This window comes from Actinomadura litoris, from assembly GCF_009733595.1.
GTDB classification, from domain to species: Bacteria; Actinomycetota; Actinomycetes; order Streptosporangiales; family Streptosporangiaceae; genus Spirillospora; species Spirillospora litoris.
On sequence record NZ_WOFH01000015.1, the window covers coordinates 147875 to 163014 of the forward strand.

A 15140-nucleotide genomic window follows, 5' to 3' on the forward strand; every position below is an offset into this window, starting at 1 on the left:
CGTGTTCGATCATCGGTTATCCGCAGACTCGATGTCGAGCCAGGTCACGGGGAGCGCGGAAGTTGAGGACGGCCAACACCATGACAACCGGTGGTCGCCTCTCGACCGGGGTTGAGGCCGGCGAGGAGGTCGGCTGCGGCCCGGGCGGGGGGGTGGGGGCACCGCCGCGGCCGGTCGCGCCACGGTCCCGCCCTGCGACCGGCGAGCCGGGCGTCACAGCGTTCGCCACCACCATCAAGGAGTAGACACGATGCCCGTCCTCGAAATGGTGGAGACCACCACCGACACTACGGTAGAGGAGTTCCTCGCCCAGGTGACCGCCACCGGCCCAGACCTCCCAGCGAGCTGGGACAACCGGCCCACCTGGGACAACTGGACCAAGAGGTAGCCAAGGGGTAGGCCACAACCCGCCGGGCGCACCCCGGGCCGCTCCTCGGGCGGAGGGGTGCGCCCCGGCCCATCCCTGAAGGGTTCGGTATGGACGTCCGGCAGATCCGCCACGCCACGATCCTGCTGCCCTCCGACGACCCTGGCCAACGCACCCGGGGCGACCAGCCGCCCGCCCGGGGCGACATCACCGACCTGCATGTCCACGGCGCCGACTGGTCCCGCCTGCAGGCCACCGAACGCCGAATCTCCGGCTGCCACCTCACCAACGTGAGCCTGGCCCAGGCGCATCTGGAGGACGCCCGGGTCACCAACACCCGCTTCACCGACTGCGACTTGGCCTCGGCCCGCTGGACCAACCTCAAACTCGACCGGTGCGCCTTCAGCGGCACCCGCCTCACCGGCCTGCACGCCACCGGCTCCCTCGCCTTCCTGGACTGCACGCTCCGCGAAGCCACCATCGAAGACTCCCGCCTGGACGGCGCGGTGTTCGCCGACTGCCCCATGCCCCAAACCCAGCTCGCCCGTACCACGATGCGCGGAGCCGATCTGCGCGGCAGCGGCCTCACCGGCCTCGCCGGGGCCGCCTGCCTGGCCGGAGCGATCATCGAGGGCTCCCAGATCCCCCAACTCACCGAGGCGTTCCTGGCCGACCTCGACATCAAGGTTGAACCCTGATGTCGAGGTCACCGCGACCGCCCATCGCACCAACTCACCTCGATCGGCGGCCCTCGCGGCGGATAAGAGCCGCCGTGGCGGCCGTGAAAGGCGTGGCATCCTCGGCGGCGCCAGAACCGGCGGCCGAAGGGGACCAACCGCCACGCGCCACGACCAGTGCGACATCATCACCTGGCTGTGCGGCCGGCTCGACCCACCCATTGATCGACCGGTTCGCTCTGGTCGTTGACCCTGCGGTCGACCGGCGGGTCGGGCGGACGCCTGAGCGCTTGCCTACGTGAGCCTCAGCTCACCGGCATCGCTGTCTGTGCTGAGTGTCCCGGCGTGGGCGGCAGGGGTCAGGGAAGGTGCTCTTGGGCCCAGTCGTCCAGATGGAGCAGTCTGGCCAGGTTCTTCAGCTGCGGGGACATCGTACGGAGGGTGGCAGGACGCGGAGGCGGGTCGAAGACGTGAGCGTGGCGCGCGTCGCCGCTGATGACCGCGCCGGTACCGGTGGCGCCGTGCTCTTGGGCGTGGTCGAGTTTGGCGCGGGCCAAGGTGGCCCAGCGTGACTCCAACTCGATCCCGACCGCCGTGCGGCCCAGATGTGTTCGTCGAGGGCCCTCGGCCGCGCTGGTCCAGCACGGTGCGGACGTCGGTCACCGCCTGGGCGATGGTGTAGCGCGCCGCGCGGGTGCCCTGCCGCAGGTCCTCTGCACCGCCTTCGGCGACTCGGGCGTCGACCGGGCGTGCGGGAGGGTGCGCACGTCATGGCCGACGGCGGTTGCCAGGGCAACCCAGGCGTGATCATGCCGTACCGAAAACTCCGCGACGGCAGCGAGCTGCCCTCGTGGAAGCAGCAGATCAATACCGTTCACAAGCACGTCCGCGCCCGGGTCGAGCACGCGTTCGCGCACATGAACAGCTGGGCCCTCCTGCGCAACTGCCGCCGCAAATGCAGCGGCGTCCACCACGCGACTCGCGGCATCGCCCTCATATCAAGGAACGGGCACTGAGGGTGAGAGCCAGACGACAGCCGGGCCCGAGCCCGATCCTTGTCATTCGAGGTAGAGATGCGATAGCCGGGGCAGGTGGCGGCGCATCTCCTCGGTGTCCTCGAAATCCCAACCGAAGGTGATAGGAGGATAGTTGATCGTGAACGCTTCGGCGGGGAGTTGCTCGCCGGTCTTCTGCCGATAGGCGTTCCAGGCAATGCCCAGCACGGGCTCTCCATCCAGGTCCTCGCCCTTCTCGGCGGCCGCCATCACCGCGGGCATGCCAGCCAGGGCGTCCGGGTCGGCGACGGCCTGGTCGAAGACCTCCCGCCCCTGGCTGATCAACCAGCCGCGGAAATATTCAAAGCCGTCGTCGGAGGCCCCTCCGTTGATCAGATAGGCAGCCGCCCACAGCTCAGCCCGATAGGACTCGGCCATCAGCTCCCACAACGGCTGCGCCGCCCGCACGATCTCCGCAGCAGGCCGCCGGACAAGGACGGCCGACGCACTCTCGGCAACGTTGTCTGCACTCGGCTCCGCTAGGCCCACCCGTGCCTCAGCGATGAGGCTCCAGAACTGATCACGATTCATGGCGCGCAGCGTCCCAGGCTCGCCACGCCCAAGGCAAGCCTTCACGGCGCCCGGAACGGAACAGAGAGTTCGAGAACGGACTTTAGACCGGACCAGCGTCCGAGGCGGCCTTCGGGCCGGTGGGGGCCTGGCCACTATGACTCAGTTGCTCACCCGCCGTGCCCGCGCCGCGCAGTACCGCCAGCAGGTCGCTGCCCCTGGTCGGCGGGCTGCTGAAGGCGGTGAGGACCTACCGCGAGCTGTATTGGCTGGGGATCGCCACGTTCGGCGGCTGCCTGCGCGATCCTTCGCAGGCCCCTTGCGCGCCGTGCCAGCCGGGGTGTCGTGAGCAGCAGAGGTTCCTACGGTCCGCCTCGCAGGGGCGGCTCGTGCCAGAGGTCGGTTTCGGCGGCCGGCCCGAAGGGTCTCCTCAAGGGCGCGGCGTGCGGTGGCCTCGCTGTCCCCCTCGCCGATGTCGGCGAGGATGCCGAGAGTCGCTCTGCCTGCCGCTGCCGCCTCCTCCCACCGCCGTGCCTGCCATAGCACGATTCCCAGATGGGTCAACGCCTCGCCTTCGAAATGGCGCTCGCCGATTTCGCGGGAGACGGCGATCGCGTCAGTGCACGCGGCGATGGCCTCGTCCAGCCGCTGTACCTGCTGTAATGCGCGCCAGAATGGCCAAGGCCGCGCTTTCGACGTTCTGGCCCGTCCGAAGAGTGGGTGTGCACCCGGGGCCCTCGATGGCGCTTTCGCGGAGCGTGCAGTCCAGGAAGGCGACCGAGCCGGTGGCGTGCAGGCCGGTGAGGTTGGCGTAGTCGAGGCGGCACTCCCACAGCCAGCCCTCCCTTTTCTCTCTCTGGTCAAGATCACCCAGGATGTCACTCCGTGACACATAACACAGAGTGATGGACAGGCTCAATCATCCGTCGTGATCGTCATTACTCTGCGCAATGCCACTCGCTGTGATACTCCAGAAGCCTTTCGGGCCCACCCTCACGTGCTGGTGCGCGGGCCCGAAGAAATCACTACCTTCCCGGGACAGTCGCAGTTATATTCCAGACTTGGTTCGGTGCCGGTTTGCCGTCGATCGAGTAGCAGTCCCAGACATGGATCGTGGTGCCGTTGTCCTCTCTGGGCCCCTCGATGTCGAGGCAGCGGCCGCCAGCGAAGTTCTTGAGTTGCCAATACCCGTAGTCGCCGCTAGGAATTGCCTCCCATAGCTGGTTGAAGTGGTAGTTGCACTCGAACTGGTAGACCAGGTTGCCGTTGCCGTTGGGACTGTCCTCGGATTTGTCGAGGCACTTTCCAGAGTGCGCGTTAATAAATCTGTAGACAGGATTACCGCTGGCACTGTGACCCATTAACTCGCGCGACCACCTCTGGTTCCACACGTACGTTTCAGGCGAGAAGTTTCTCCACTCCCACAGGTGCACTCGGCCTCTGTCGCCGGTCGAAAAGTTCGCTACGTCCAGGACCTTGTATGGACGCCACAGGCTTTTAATTCCGAAGCCAAGATCCGCCGCATGCGCGGACGTGGCAGTGCACGTAAGCATCCCCATGACCGCGACTCCAGCCATCGAACCTGCCGCGATACATCTCGCTCTTTTCCGCTTCCACATTCCTGTTACTCTCTCCCGCAAAGTGGGTTGGTCACTGGTAAGGATGCCCAAAATCTCTTCTTGCCCTGCGCACAACGTTGACCTGTGTTGGTCTTAGATGCTTCAAGCGTCACCATTGACGGATACCAATCTTTCGTCTATGTGAGGAAAATTGGCTCGCCGGAGTGAGTAAATCGGCTCGCCCCGAACAGCGAGGTGCCATGGCTGATCGCGAGATGAGTGATCTTGAGACGGCTCTGCGCGCCGCTCTTGAACGGTGGGGCCCGGAGATCGCCGACACGGCGCCGGCCGCCGCGCTGGACACCGCCCGCCGCTTGGACGGCCCGAAGGTCAGCCCGTCGGCTGCGTCGCTGCTGCACGGCCAGCTCCGCCAGTACCTGGCTGACCTGCGGGAACTCGCCCCATCCGGTGAGGAGGGCGACGAGATCGACGAGCTGACCGAGCGCCGCCGCAAGCGCCGGGCCGCGGGCGAGTGATCCCCACCCTCGACAGCGTGGTCGAGGGTGAGGATCTGCACGGTGCCCGACTTCGCCGCCTCGGCCGGTCAGGAGTGCATCGACCTCGCCGCGAAGGCGGGCCTGCATCTCGATCCTTGGCAAACATGGGTCCTACATCGGGCCCTCGGCGAGCGCGACGACGGCCGTTGGAGCGCTTTCGAGGCGGGGCTGATAGCGCCGAGGCAGAACGGGAAAGCCCTCGCTAGGGAAACACCGACCCTGACCGCGAATCGCGGCTGGATCACCATGGCGGACGCCCGCGTCGGCGACAAAGTCTGGCACCCAACTGGGCAGGCCACGGCCGTTACGCACCTCCATGCGGTCCAGACGAACCGCGAGTGCTATCGCGTGACCACGACGGATGGCCGGTCTGTCATCGCCGACGCGGAACACCTGTGGACCGTGACCGACCGGCGGCGGGAGCGGTCCTCAGGGGCGCGGTCGCAGCGGCGGCGATGGTTCGAAACCCGCACACTGAGCACGCGCGAGATGCTCGCCGAGGGGCTCTCGCGGTCCGCCTCCGGCAGTCGTACGTCCACGACGGCCGGCAAGGCGTACCTCACCAATGAGTACCGATTCGGCCTCCCCGTCCAGGAGCCGCTGAGGCCGCCGGACGTCAACCTGCCGCTCGATCCGCACCTGCTCGGTGCCTGGCTCGGGGACGGGCGTTCGGCTTGCGGGGCGCTTACCTGCGACGATGGGGACGCGGCCCACTGGCGCGCGGCGATCCGTGAGGCGGGGTTCATTCCGACCGACTGCGTGTCGCAGAACGCGTGCCAGACCGGCATCACCACATCTCTCGGGCCCGGACGACAGAGCCGCTCGTTCGACGGGCACCTGCGACGCCTCGGCCTGCTACGCAACAAGCACGTCCCGGACCTGTACCTCACCGCCGGGACGGCGCAGCGTGAAGCGCTGCTGCAAGGGCTGATGGACACCAACGGCACGATCGGCGCACGGCGCGGGCAGGCCGAATTCTGCTCGACCAATCGGCGGCTGGCCAACGGCGTGCTGTTCCTGGCGCGCTCGATCGGCTGGCGAGCGACGATGAGGGAGGGCCGCGCGAGCCTGAGCGGTCGCGACTGCGGCCCCAAGTACCGCGTGTGCTTCACGCCCACCCGGCAGGACCCGTTCACGCCGGTCCGGATGCCGCGCAAGGCAGAGCGCATCAGAGCGGCCGATGGCGGCAAGGGTCGGGCTGCGGTCAGCGTCGCGAGCATCGAGCGAGTGGAGTCGGTGCCCGTCTGGTGCATCACCGTCGCCTCGCCGGACGGCCTCTACCTGGCCGGACGGGACCTGATCGCGACGCACAACAGCGCGATCTTCGAGGCGCGCACCCTCGCTGGCTTGTTCCTCTTCCACGAGGAACTGATCATCTACAGCGCCCATGAGTTCAAGACCAGCCAGGAGATCTTCCGGCGCATCCTGGCGCTGATGCAGCGCCGCGCGGCCTTCCGCAAGCGGATCAAGGCCGTGAGCAGGAGTAAGGGCGACGAGGGCATTGAGCTGTGGCCGACCGAGGAGTGCCCGAACGGGCAGCGGTTGCGGTTCGTGGCCCGTTCCGGTGGCTCGGGCCGCGGCTTCAGCGGCGACACGGTGTTCTGGGACGAGTGCCAGAACCTCAGTGACGCCCCAGTGGACGCCCTCATACCGACGATGCTGGCGCGCGAGAACCCCCAACTCTGGTACGGCGGGTCCGCGCCGGACAAGGACATCGCCCCGTGCGAGCAGATCGCCAGGGTCCGCAACCGGGCGCTCACGGGCGGGGAGACGGCCCGCAAGCTGGCCTACTTCGAGTGGTCGGTCGAGGTGCACACCTCCGACTGCGAGAGCGGGTGCGCCGAGCACGATGACCGCGACGATCCCGCCACCTGGGCGAAGACCAACCCCGGCCTGCACGTCCGCGTGTCGCTGGAGATGATCCAGCACCTGCACGACTCCATGTCGATGAAGGGCTTCGACCGAGAGATCCTCTCGGTCGGCAACTACCCGGCGGTCGACGGCGGCTGGCAGGTCATCTCCCAGGCCGCGTTCGAGGCGGTCGAGGACGCCGAGTCCCGCGCGCTCGACCCGATCGCGTTCGCGATCGAGGTCGCCCCGGACCGGCAGGCCGCGTCCGTCGCCGCGGTCGGGCTGCGCGAGGACGGCCTGCTGCACGGCGAGATCGTCGCCTATGAGGCTGGCACGGCGTGGGTTGCCCCGTGGATCGAGGCACGGGTTCGCAGGTTGCGGCCGCTGGCGGTGGCGATCGCCCCGGCCGGCCCGACCGGGAGCCTGGAACCGGACCTGGACGACGCGCTCGCCGAGGCCCAGGAGGACCTGGACGAGGGCGCCCGGATCGAACTGACGCTTGTCAGGGGGATGGACACGGACGCGGCATGCGGTGGCCTGTATGACGCGATCGTCCGGCCTCGTAACGCGCCCCCCGACTGGGAGCCCAGCGTCCGCATCCGTCCGCACCCGGCGCTCACGGCGGCCGTGGCGGGCGCTACCAAGCGATACATCGGCGACGCGTGGGTGTGGGATCGGCGCGACACGAGTGTGGACCCGTCACCGGTGATCGCGCTGACCGTCGGCCGGTGGGTGTTCCTGACCCGCCCGCCTGAGGAGAACAAGTCCGCGCAGCCGTGGGCTATGTATGTGAGAAGCGGGCAACTCAGGGAGACGTACGTTACTCAGGGCGGCGCTCCGAAGACCGACCTTGACCCCGACCGCTCCTTCTCAATGCGAGCAAGGCCACGATTGTCGCACCAGCGGTCCCGATTAGACTATTCACCCAGGTGATTTGATTCTTCAAAAACAGGCCGACTTTCGAAGCGCCTTGCGCATTACCCACCGACTTTTCTTTGATGGTCAGTGAGATCGGGAATTCGAGGGTAGGCCCCGTTGCCTCATTTGACCTGCGTTCAAGCGGCGTCAACGTTAAAACAGCGAGATAGTGTCCCGCCTTGCTAGACCTCACCGTCCAGTACCACTGAAGGTATTCGGTCTCTTCGTTGATAACCTCGACCGGCTCCCCATAGCTACTCACCACCACCGCGGGCGAATCGACCTTTAAGTCTGCTTTCACCCTGGCACTGACTCCCACTAGGCTACCCCACCTGGGGCGCGATGTAGCGCCAGGATACGTAGGCGGCCCTGACCAGCGCGGCGGACACGAATCCGCCAAAATAGCTGCAGCCGGACAAACATACGCGCGAATAATTGAACTCTCCAGCACTTCTTGACTTTCACCTGAAAGTATAACCACGTTGGAACGGGCGAATTCGCCCTTTTTTCCAGGTAGTTCTAGGCGCGGAACTGACGGCGACATTCCACCAGGCGGTGGAGGCGCAGACGCCTTATCCGCCGGGGACTTTTGAAGAATCGCCGTCATCACTCCAGCCACCAAGGAGAGAACCGTCATCACTAAGTAAAATATTAGCATCTTGTGGAACCCTGAGACTCTTGAGGGCTCTGTTTGCTGCGGGTTTTTCACTCTTTATTTGTAGCTCAGATCAATAGATCAGAATGCCCCTCCGCGCAACTTGCTTTGGCCGTCACCGGACATCGAGCGCAGGAGATCGCGACAGCAAGAGCTTGGAGGGGGAAAGTGACGATTGTCCTATTCAGCCGTGCAGGCCGGATGGCCGGCCATGTGCGCGAGGAGGCCAGGCGGCTCGACCCGGTAAGGGCCGCGCGGTCCGCCCGGTAGCTCTTAGGGGCACAGACGAAAGTCGTAGCCCACAGTGACGAAACGACCCCGGAGCTGGCAAGCTTCGGGTCTTTGTCCTTACGGGGGCTGTGATCGCCGGAACCAAGGGGACAGGCACGCGGGAGAGCGCCTCAACCCTTGGGCCTGGTCTGTGGTGGTGTGGCAGCGGGGTGAGCGCCGGTCGTAGGTGGGCCGGTAGCCGAGCCTGCGCAGAGGGATCTGCCAGTCGGCGGCGATCGAGTTGTTGCAGGCGGTGTCGGCGGCCAGTCTCCTCGCGACTTCGTCCAGGTAGGCCAGTGGCCGCACGCCGTCCGCGCCGATCACTACGCCGCAGCGGTCGCACAGTCGAGCGCCTGGCGGTTGGCCGAGGCTATGGCGGACTGGCGGCTGAGAGCGAACCGCCTGGCGCGTGCGAGCGGGGTGTCGAGGACGTCGCGAGAGCGGAAGAGGTCGTTGACCAGGCGGTTGATGCGGTCGCGTTCCACGGCGAGCTCTCCGACGAGCTTCGGAGTGGCGGTCTCGCTCGGAGGGCACCCTCGCTGCGCCGCGCCAGTTCGCCGATCCGCGTTCCGCGCCCCGTCTGGAGGACGACTTGAATCTGACACTGGTGTGAACTCCTACCTTGCCATCGCGACGAGCGGATCGTCCATGGAGGGGGAGGGCTCATGAGTGATCTAACGGGCAAGGTGGCGCTGGTGACCGGAGGCAGCCGCGGAATCGGCGCGGCGGTGGCGCGGCGGCTGGCCGGCGCGGGCGCGGCGGTAGCGGTGACCTACGTCAAGGGGGCGGACCAGGCGCGGGAGGTGGCCGAGGGGATCGAGGCGGACGGCGGCAGGGCCGTGGTCCTCCAGGCCGACCTCACCCGACCCGACGCCGCGGCGCGGGCCGTGGAGCGGACGGTGCGGGAACTGGGCCGCATCGACATCCTGGTGAACAACGCGGGGTTCCTCGCCTACGGCCCGCTGGCGGAGGTGACGGCGGCGGAACTGGACCGGGTCCTTGCCGTGGACGTCCGGTCGGTCTTCCTGGCAGCCCAGGCGGCCGCGCGCCACATGGGCGAAGGCGGGCGGATCATCAGTATCGGGTCGTGCTTCAACGGGCGTGTTCCCGGCGCGAACTTCGTCCTGCAGGCGACGGCCAAGTCCGCTCTCGTCGGATTGACGAAGGGGCTCGCGCGGGAGCTGGGGCCGCGCGGGATCACCGCCACCGTCGTGGACCCGGGGCCGATCGACACCGACATGAACCCGGCCGGCGGCGAGACCGCCGACTTCCAGCGCTCCCTCACCGCGCTGGGGCGGTACGGGGAGGCCGAGGACATCGCCACCGCTGTGGTCTACCTGGCCGGGCCGGGCGGCCGCTACGTCACCGGCACCGCCCTGGCCGTGGACGGCGGCTACACCGTCTGACGACCGTCCGGTGCCGGCACGTCAGCCGGCCGTGTCGAAGACTTCGCGGTTGGCGGCGATGGCGGGCTGGTGGGCCCGCACCCAGAGGACGAGGTGGTCGACGGCCTGCGCGAGCGAGCGGCCGAGCGCGGTGAGTTCGTACTCGACCCGTGGGGGGACCTCGGGGTAGGCGGTCCGGGTGACCAGGCCGTCGCGGTGCAGCGCGCGCAGGGTGTGTCCGAGCATGCGCTGGGAGATGCCGCTGACCTTCTCGTGCAGGGCGGTGTAGCGCATCGGGCCGGACGCCAGCTCCGTGACGATGAGGACGGTCCATTTGTCACCGACGCGGGCCAGGACGTCGCGGACGAGCCCGATGGTCTCGACGCAGTCGGGCGCGATCCCTCGGGCGGTCAGTTCGGCGCGGAGCACGGTGTCCATGCGATTGGGCCTTCCCGGTGCGTGGCGTACTTCAAAGTGCGTATCGGCTAGGGGGATTTAAGCCCTGTCAGGCCGCGTTTCCTACCGATCGTAGGCGCCGTGGTCCGCTGCGGCGGCCATCGAACGGAGGACACGGATGAGCGATCAGGACAGCACACGGGGGCATCCGGCCGGAGGAGGCGACGTTCGGCACGACACCTTCACGATCGCCCGGCGCCTGGACGCGCCCCTGGCCGAAGTCTTCGCCGCCTTCGCCGACACCCACGTCCGGCGCCGCTGGGCCAGGCTTCCCGGGTCGGGGTCGGCATACCACCACGAGTTTCGCGTCGGTGGCGGCGAGACCGCCCGGAGCACCTTCACCGTTCTGGACGCGCCCCCGGAGCATCTCGACTACCGGTCGCGCTATCTCGACATCGTGCCAGACCGCCGCATCGTCTACGTCTACGCATCCACGGTCAACGACGTGCTGCGCTGGACTTCCCTCGTGACGGTCCAGTTGGACGGCGGCGCCGGATCGACCGACCTGGCCTGGACCGAGCAGGTCGCCTTCCTCGCCCGCACCGGCGACGGCTCGGCGGACCTTCCGCACCTGCGCGGCGCCACGGCGCTTCGCCTGAACGGCCTGGCGGTGACGCTCCGGCCGCCGGAAAGGCCCGGTGCCCCCACTTCCTTCACCCATGTCCTCGACCAAAGGAGCACATCATGACCAGAATCGGTATCGTCCTCGGCACCACGCGCCCGGGGCGTGTGGGTCCGCAGGTGGCGAACTGGGTCCAGCGGACGGCGCGCGAACACTCCGGCACCGAGTGGGAGACCGTGGACATCGCCGACTACGACCTTCCCCTGTTCGACGAGCCGCGCTCTCCGCTCATGGGCGACTACGAGCATCCTCACACGCGCAAGTGGAGCGCGAAGATCGCCGAGTTCGACGGTTTCGTGTTCGTCACCCCGGAGTACAACCGCTCGATCCCGTCCGCGCTGAAGAACGCCATCGACTACCTCTATGCCGAGTGGACCAACAAGGCCGCCGGCTTCGTCGCCTATGGCAGCAACGTCGGCGGCGCCCGCGCCGCCGAGCATCTGCGCCTCATCGCCGCGGGCCTGCATATCGCGACGGTCCGCACTCAGCTCAACCTCTCGCTGATCAGCGATTTCGAGTCCTTCACCACTTTCGTCCCTACCGACCGCCACACCGCGACCCTCCACCAGATGCTGACCGAGGTCATCGCCTGGAGCGGGGCTCTCGCGCCATTGCGCGCCGCCTGAAGGAGCCCACATGCCGAGCTCGACGTCCTACGCCGAACCGGCGCGTTCGCTGGAGGGCGGCTTCGTCGGCCGCCGCGCAGAGGTCGGGCAGTCGCCAGCGGCCAGCGCCTCGGGTGTCCTGGGGCCCCACGGCACTGGGGGTCAGGGGCGTGGACAGCTCGCGGGAGCCGGTGCGTGCGGCGCATAGATCCGTCGCGCCGCCGGCGGCTATGGGCACGGCGCCAGACTCGCCGGCGGCTCCACGCCGGTGCTGGCCGTACCGGGGGAACTGCTAGCGCCGACAGCCATACCTCCGGGAGGAGGCAGGGCGTTCACTGAGCGAGCAGACCCGGGACCCTACGGAGAGCCGTCGCTCACCGGAGAGTGACAGATGATCTTGCTCTGCGTGGAAACGGTGGGGCAGGACCCCGTGCGTTGTCGCTGATCAAAGAGTTTCGTCAGTGGCCCTCTTATGCGCCGCAGCGTGCTCGCCGGGGTCTTGGCCGGGCCGCAGGGCATCGGGGGTGTTTCGGCCAGCGGGGCGGCGAGGTCAAGGAATGATGCACCCATTGGGGACTTGGTGGCAGACGCGGCCTTTCAGGTCGGTGTGCAGGGCCTTGAGGCTGACGGCCGCGGTGTCGGTATCCAGGCCGGCGCCGTCCCGCTCGGCCTCGTGCTCGGTGCCGGTCATGGATCGTGCTCGCGGAAGCTCTCAAGGTAGTCGGCCATGGGCGGAAGGCCCACCGCGGCGCGGCGGTCGTCGACCGTCTGGGGCTCCTCCAGCGGAGCCGGAACCACCTCACCGTCGTCGGTGATGGTCACCTGGGTTCCATACAGTTGGGGTCGTTCGGAGTTGCGTCGGCATCGGTCTTCGAGGTAGGCCAGGTCCGCCGGTCGCGCTTGGCCGTCGGCGGTGGCTTGGCGCATCAAGGCCAGGAACCTTTGCTGCTGGGCGGGGGCGGCGTCGGCGTGCTGGGCGATCAACCATGCCGCGTGGGCTGCGGCTTCGCCGACCTGGTCGGTGCGAGGCCAGCCGTGCTCGGCCACCAGTGCGGCCAGCCACCGGGTGTTGTCGGCATCCACCCCACGGGCGTGGTCGCGTTCCCGCTGGGTCCACCGGCCGGCTGGGGCGTTCCTGCGGGCCTGCTGATCGAGGTCTCGCCGCCGGACCAACTCGGCGGCCACATCATCGACGTCCACACATCCTCCGCTGCGTGTCCGGGCCTACACCGATACCGGCGCCGAGGGGTCGTCGAGCCAGACCCGCGATCTGCCCTCGCTGATGTCCAGGCCGAACCGTTCACGTCCGGGCAGGCCGCGGCGCAGCCACCACCGGTAGGCGGCCTCGGCCTCGTCCCACAGGCGCCGCTCACCCTGCTGCAGGACGTGGTATTCGTCGGCGCCGGGCGGTGCGGTGCACCTGGCGGCCGAGTCGCCGACCGACAGGGTCGCCTCATACCCCCAGCCCTCGCCGGTGCGGACGGCGGCGGTGTCGATGGTGAGGCCGCCCGGGACCAGCGCGGCGATCGCCAGTTGCGCGCCGCCCTGGGCGGCGGCGATGAGCCGCGGATCGGTGCGGGTGACCCTCTGCTCGGCTGTACTCGTCTGCACCGCGGCGCCCGAGCGGGGGTGGCGTTGGGAGCGGAGCATCATGAACCCGCCGCCGCCGGTGAAGCGGCCGACCGCGTTGTGCGCGTCCAGGACGTGCAGCACGAGTTGGTGGCCGTAGGCGCCGCCGATCGGCATGTAGGGCGCCACGATCACCCCGCCGGGGCGGGTCTGGGCCAGCCACGCGCCCGGGACCTCGCGGATGCCGCAGGTGACATGGACCCGGTCATAGGGGCCGCGGGCCGCGTATCCTTCGGCGCCGTCGCCGGTGATGACCTGCGGCTGCCACTCGATCCGGGCGAGGTTGGCCCGGGCGGTCTCGGCGAGGTCCTTGTCGACCTCCACCGTGACGATGTTGTCGGCCTCGACCCGCCAGGCCAGCATCGCGGCCGTCCACCCGGTCCCTGTCCCGATCTCCAGCACCCGGTGGTGGCGCTCCAGAGCGAGCAGTTCCAGATACTCCATGGCGATGTGCGGGCACGACAGCGAGCACGTCGGCGTCCCGGCGGTGTCGGTCGGGTCGGTCGCTCCGTCGTCGCGTTGGGTGATGATGGAGAAGTTGCGGTACACCGCGTTCAGCCAGCCGGCCCGGTCGATGGACCGGTCGATGACGTGGTCGGACTCCTCAGGCAGGTAGGAGGCGGCGTAGGCGCGGGCCGGGACGAACCGCCCGCGGGGCACCTCGTGCAGCGCCGCCCGCCATCGCGGATCGGTGAGCACCCCGGCGTCGGTGAGGAAGTCGGCGAGCGCTTCCACGCGCGCGTGGAAGCTCGGGTCGCGGCGGGCCATCAGGGTCAGTCCTCGGGCATGCAGGGGATTTGGTGCCGCGTTGTGCGGGTGGTGTCGCTCAGGGGTTCACGGTGGTGGCGGGGTCGTCGAGCCAGAGGTGCTGGCCTTGGGGGGTGAGGGTGAGGCCGAAGCGGTGCAGCGCAGGGCGCCCCCACCGCAGCCATTGGACGTAGGCGACCTCGGCCTCCTCCCACAGCCGCCGCTCCCCCGCCTGCTCCACCGCGAACTCCTTGCTGCCGGGGGCGTAGTCCACCGAGGCCCACGAGCCGCCCGGCCCGCAGGCCTCCAACAGCCACAACGTGGCCTCGCCGGTAGGTTCGCTGTCGTGGAACAACGCGGCGCGGACACCGGGGACCAGGCCGCTCATGGCCGCCTCCAAACCGCCGCCGGGGGTGTGCCACAGCAGCCGCGGGTCCATCCGGGTGGTCGAGGCGGCGAACTCGGGAACGGCCGCAGGCCACTCCTTCGCCGGGGTGGCGCGGTGGCGGCGTTGGGAGCGCAGCATCATGTAGCCGGCCGACCCCGCCAACCGCCCGGTCGCGGTCCCATCGGGCAGCACGTCCAGCCGGACCCGGTAGCCGTAGGAGAAGTCCGGCATCCACGGGAAGGCGATCGCGCCGCCCGGCCGCATCCGCTCCACCCAACCGTAGGGAACGGCGGTCACCCCGCACGTCACGTGGATCAGGTCGAAGTCCTGCTCCTCGCCGAGGTCGACGGCGGCGTCGCCGGTCCGCAGCTGGGGTCTGAACCCGGCCTCGTGCAGGTTCGCCGCGGCCTGCGCGGCGACGCCCTCGTCGATGTCGATCGACACCACGTGCGCGTCGCCGACCCGCTCGCACAGCAGGCCCGCGGTCCACCCCGTCCCCGTCCCCACATCCAGCACCCGCTGCCCCCCGAAGGGATGCAGCAGTTCCAGAAACGGCACCACGATCTCCGGCGCCGACAACGACGAGGTGGGAACGCGCGGGTCCCGGGATGCTGCGCCCTCGGATGCGGCGCCGTCGTCGAACTGGGTCAGCACCGCCGTGCCCGGCTCATACACCGCCTCCCACCAGGCGACCGGGTCCTTGCGAGCATCGATCCTGTAGCGCGGGCCGTCCTCGGGCGCGGCCCAGGCCACCGGGGGCGCGAACAGGTGCCGGGGCACCTCACCCAGCACCCCACGCCAGGAAGGGTCGGTCAAAGCGCCGCGCGCGGCGAGCTGATCGGCCATCGCGGCGATACGCGCGGCCACATCCGGCACATCCACCATCCGA

General features: G+C 68.7%; 17 protein-coding genes. 7 read left to right on the forward strand and 10 right to left on the reverse strand.

All coding sequences use genetic code 11. The annotated features are described in order from the left end of the window. Nucleotides 1-477: 477 nt before the first annotated feature. Nucleotides 478-1065 carry a pentapeptide repeat-containing protein gene (locus GNZ18_RS34355; RefSeq protein ID WP_156220809.1) on the forward strand — a complete coding sequence of 196 codons (588 nt, stop codon included), beginning with the start codon at nt 478-480 and terminating at the stop codon, nt 1063-1065. A gap of 338 nt (nt 1066-1403) precedes the next feature. On the opposite strand, the gene GNZ18_RS34360 is transcribed toward GNZ18_RS34355, so the two are convergent. Then, nucleotides 1404-1622 (reverse strand): hypothetical protein, encoded by a 219-nt coding sequence (locus GNZ18_RS34360; RefSeq protein WP_156220810.1) that lies wholly within the window; start codon nt 1620-1622, stop codon nt 1404-1406. Nucleotides 1623-1649: 27 nt separating this feature from the next. On the opposite strand from GNZ18_RS34360, the gene GNZ18_RS44135 reads away from it, so the two are divergent. Continuing rightward, nucleotides 1650-2060, forward strand: a complete 411-nt coding sequence (locus tag GNZ18_RS44135; protein ID WP_156220811.1) for a transposase family protein — start codon at nt 1650-1652, stop codon at nt 2058-2060. 42 nt (nt 2061-2102) lie between these two features. Here GNZ18_RS44135 and GNZ18_RS34370 read toward each other — a convergent pair whose 3' ends face one another. From GNZ18_RS34370 to GNZ18_RS34375, 3 genes are all read right to left on the reverse strand, one after another. Further along, nucleotides 2103-2630 carry a DUF4240 domain-containing protein gene (locus GNZ18_RS34370; RefSeq protein ID WP_156220812.1) on the reverse strand — a complete coding sequence of 176 codons (528 nt, stop codon included), beginning with the start codon at nt 2628-2630 and terminating at the stop codon, nt 2103-2105. A 141-nt stretch (nt 2631-2771) separates the two neighbouring features. Beyond that, nucleotides 2772-3503 carry a tetratricopeptide repeat protein gene (locus GNZ18_RS44140; RefSeq protein ID WP_376766294.1) on the reverse strand — a complete coding sequence of 244 codons (732 nt, stop codon included), beginning with the start codon at nt 3501-3503 and terminating at the stop codon, nt 2772-2774. 131 nt (nt 3504-3634) lie between these two features. Further along, a complete protein-coding gene (locus GNZ18_RS34375; RefSeq protein ID WP_173390977.1) occupies nt 3635-4042 on the reverse strand; it encodes an RICIN domain-containing protein in 408 nt (135 codons plus the stop codon). Between the two features lie 401 nt (nt 4043-4443). Here GNZ18_RS34375 and GNZ18_RS34380 point away from each other — a divergent pair, with 401 nt between their 5' ends. Together GNZ18_RS34380 and GNZ18_RS34385 are read left to right on the forward strand one after the other, a co-directional pair. After that, a complete protein-coding gene (locus GNZ18_RS34380; protein ID WP_156220814.1) occupies nt 4444-4704 on the forward strand; it encodes a hypothetical protein in 261 nt (86 codons plus the stop codon). A 42-nt stretch (nt 4705-4746) separates the two neighbouring features. Then, entirely contained in the window at nt 4747-7509 is a 2763-nt protein-coding gene (locus tag GNZ18_RS34385; RefSeq protein ID WP_156220815.1) for a Hint domain-containing protein, read from the forward strand. 1233 nt (nt 7510-8742) lie between these two features. On the opposite strand, the gene GNZ18_RS34390 is transcribed toward GNZ18_RS34385, so the two are convergent. Next, the gene (locus GNZ18_RS34390; protein WP_156220816.1) at nt 8743-8904 is read right to left on the reverse strand and encodes a hypothetical protein; all 162 of its coding nucleotides are present in this window, start codon (nt 8902-8904) and stop codon (nt 8743-8745) included. A gap of 180 nt (nt 8905-9084) precedes the next feature. Here GNZ18_RS34390 and GNZ18_RS34395 point away from each other — a divergent pair, with 180 nt between their 5' ends. Next, on the forward strand, nt 9085-9825 hold the full coding sequence (locus tag GNZ18_RS34395; protein WP_156220817.1) for an SDR family NAD(P)-dependent oxidoreductase: 741 nt from the start codon (nt 9085-9087) through the stop codon (nt 9823-9825). A 21-nt stretch (nt 9826-9846) separates the two neighbouring features. Here GNZ18_RS34395 and GNZ18_RS34400 read toward each other — a convergent pair whose 3' ends face one another. Continuing rightward, entirely contained in the window at nt 9847-10242 is a 396-nt protein-coding gene (locus GNZ18_RS34400) for a winged helix-turn-helix transcriptional regulator (RefSeq protein WP_156220818.1), read from the reverse strand. Nucleotides 10243-10378: 136 nt separating this feature from the next. Between GNZ18_RS34400 and GNZ18_RS34405 the strand changes: the two genes are divergently transcribed. Then, complete coding sequence (locus GNZ18_RS34405) at nt 10379-10948, forward strand: SRPBCC domain-containing protein (protein WP_156220819.1); 570 nt, start codon at nt 10379-10381, stop codon at nt 10946-10948. Further along, nucleotides 10945-11508 carry an NADPH-dependent FMN reductase gene (locus GNZ18_RS34410; RefSeq protein ID WP_156220820.1) on the forward strand — a complete coding sequence of 188 codons (564 nt, stop codon included), beginning with the start codon at nt 10945-10947 and terminating at the stop codon, nt 11506-11508. The genes GNZ18_RS34405 and GNZ18_RS34410 overlap by 4 nt, the downstream gene beginning before the upstream one ends. A 529-nt stretch (nt 11509-12037) precedes the next feature. Here the strand turns inward: GNZ18_RS34410 and GNZ18_RS34415 are convergent. Genes GNZ18_RS34415 through GNZ18_RS34430 form a run of 4 tightly spaced genes read right to left on the reverse strand, consistent with a single transcriptional unit; the run spans nt 12038 to nt 15118 of the window. Continuing rightward, nucleotides 12038-12178 (reverse strand): hypothetical protein, encoded by a 141-nt coding sequence (locus tag GNZ18_RS34415; RefSeq protein ID WP_156220821.1) that lies wholly within the window; start codon nt 12176-12178, stop codon nt 12038-12040. Continuing rightward, nucleotides 12175-12687, reverse strand: a complete 513-nt coding sequence (locus tag GNZ18_RS34420; RefSeq protein WP_216651537.1) for a DUF6624 domain-containing protein — start codon at nt 12685-12687, stop codon at nt 12175-12177. Before GNZ18_RS34420 ends, GNZ18_RS34415 begins: the two co-directional genes overlap by 4 nt. A 24-nt stretch (nt 12688-12711) precedes the next feature. Then, entirely contained in the window at nt 12712-13884 is a 1173-nt protein-coding gene (locus tag GNZ18_RS34425) for a methyltransferase domain-containing protein (RefSeq protein WP_156220822.1), read from the reverse strand. 58 nt (nt 13885-13942) lie between these two features. After that, on the reverse strand, nt 13943-15118 hold the full coding sequence (locus GNZ18_RS34430) for a methyltransferase domain-containing protein (protein ID WP_312874899.1): 1176 nt from the start codon (nt 15116-15118) through the stop codon (nt 13943-13945). Nucleotides 15119-15140: the final 22 nt, after the last annotated feature.

What these genes read in the sequence shown, in the direction of transcription:
- GNZ18_RS34355 (WP_156220809.1), top strand. Translation starts at nt 478, where the DNA reads ATGGACGTCCGGCAGATCCGCCACGCCACGATCCTGCTGCCCTCCGAC.
- GNZ18_RS44135 (WP_156220811.1), top strand. Translation starts at nt 1,650, where the DNA reads ATGTGTTCGTCGAGGGCCCTCGGCCGCGCTGGTCCAGCACGGTGCGGA.
- GNZ18_RS34370 (WP_156220812.1), bottom strand. Translation starts at nt 2,630, where the DNA reads ATGAATCGTGATCAGTTCTGGAGCCTCATCGCTGAGGCACGGGTGGGC.
- GNZ18_RS44140 (WP_376766294.1), bottom strand. Translation starts at nt 3,503, where the DNA reads ATGTGTCACGGAGTGACATCCTGGGTGATCTTGACCAGAGAGAGAAAA.
- GNZ18_RS34380 (WP_156220814.1), top strand. Translation starts at nt 4,444, where the DNA reads ATGAGTGATCTTGAGACGGCTCTGCGCGCCGCTCTTGAACGGTGGGGC.
- GNZ18_RS34395 (WP_156220817.1), top strand. Translation starts at nt 9,085, where the DNA reads ATGAGTGATCTAACGGGCAAGGTGGCGCTGGTGACCGGAGGCAGCCGC.
- GNZ18_RS34400 (WP_156220818.1), bottom strand. Translation starts at nt 10,242, where the DNA reads ATGGACACCGTGCTCCGCGCCGAACTGACCGCCCGAGGGATCGCGCCC.
- GNZ18_RS34405 (WP_156220819.1), top strand. Translation starts at nt 10,379, where the DNA reads ATGAGCGATCAGGACAGCACACGGGGGCATCCGGCCGGAGGAGGCGAC.
- GNZ18_RS34410 (WP_156220820.1), top strand. Translation starts at nt 10,945, where the DNA reads ATGACCAGAATCGGTATCGTCCTCGGCACCACGCGCCCGGGGCGTGTG.
- GNZ18_RS34415 (WP_156220821.1), bottom strand. Translation starts at nt 12,178, where the DNA reads ATGACCGGCACCGAGCACGAGGCCGAGCGGGACGGCGCCGGCCTGGAT.
- GNZ18_RS34425 (WP_156220822.1), bottom strand. Translation starts at nt 13,884, where the DNA reads ATGGCCCGCCGCGACCCGAGCTTCCACGCGCGCGTGGAAGCGCTCGCC.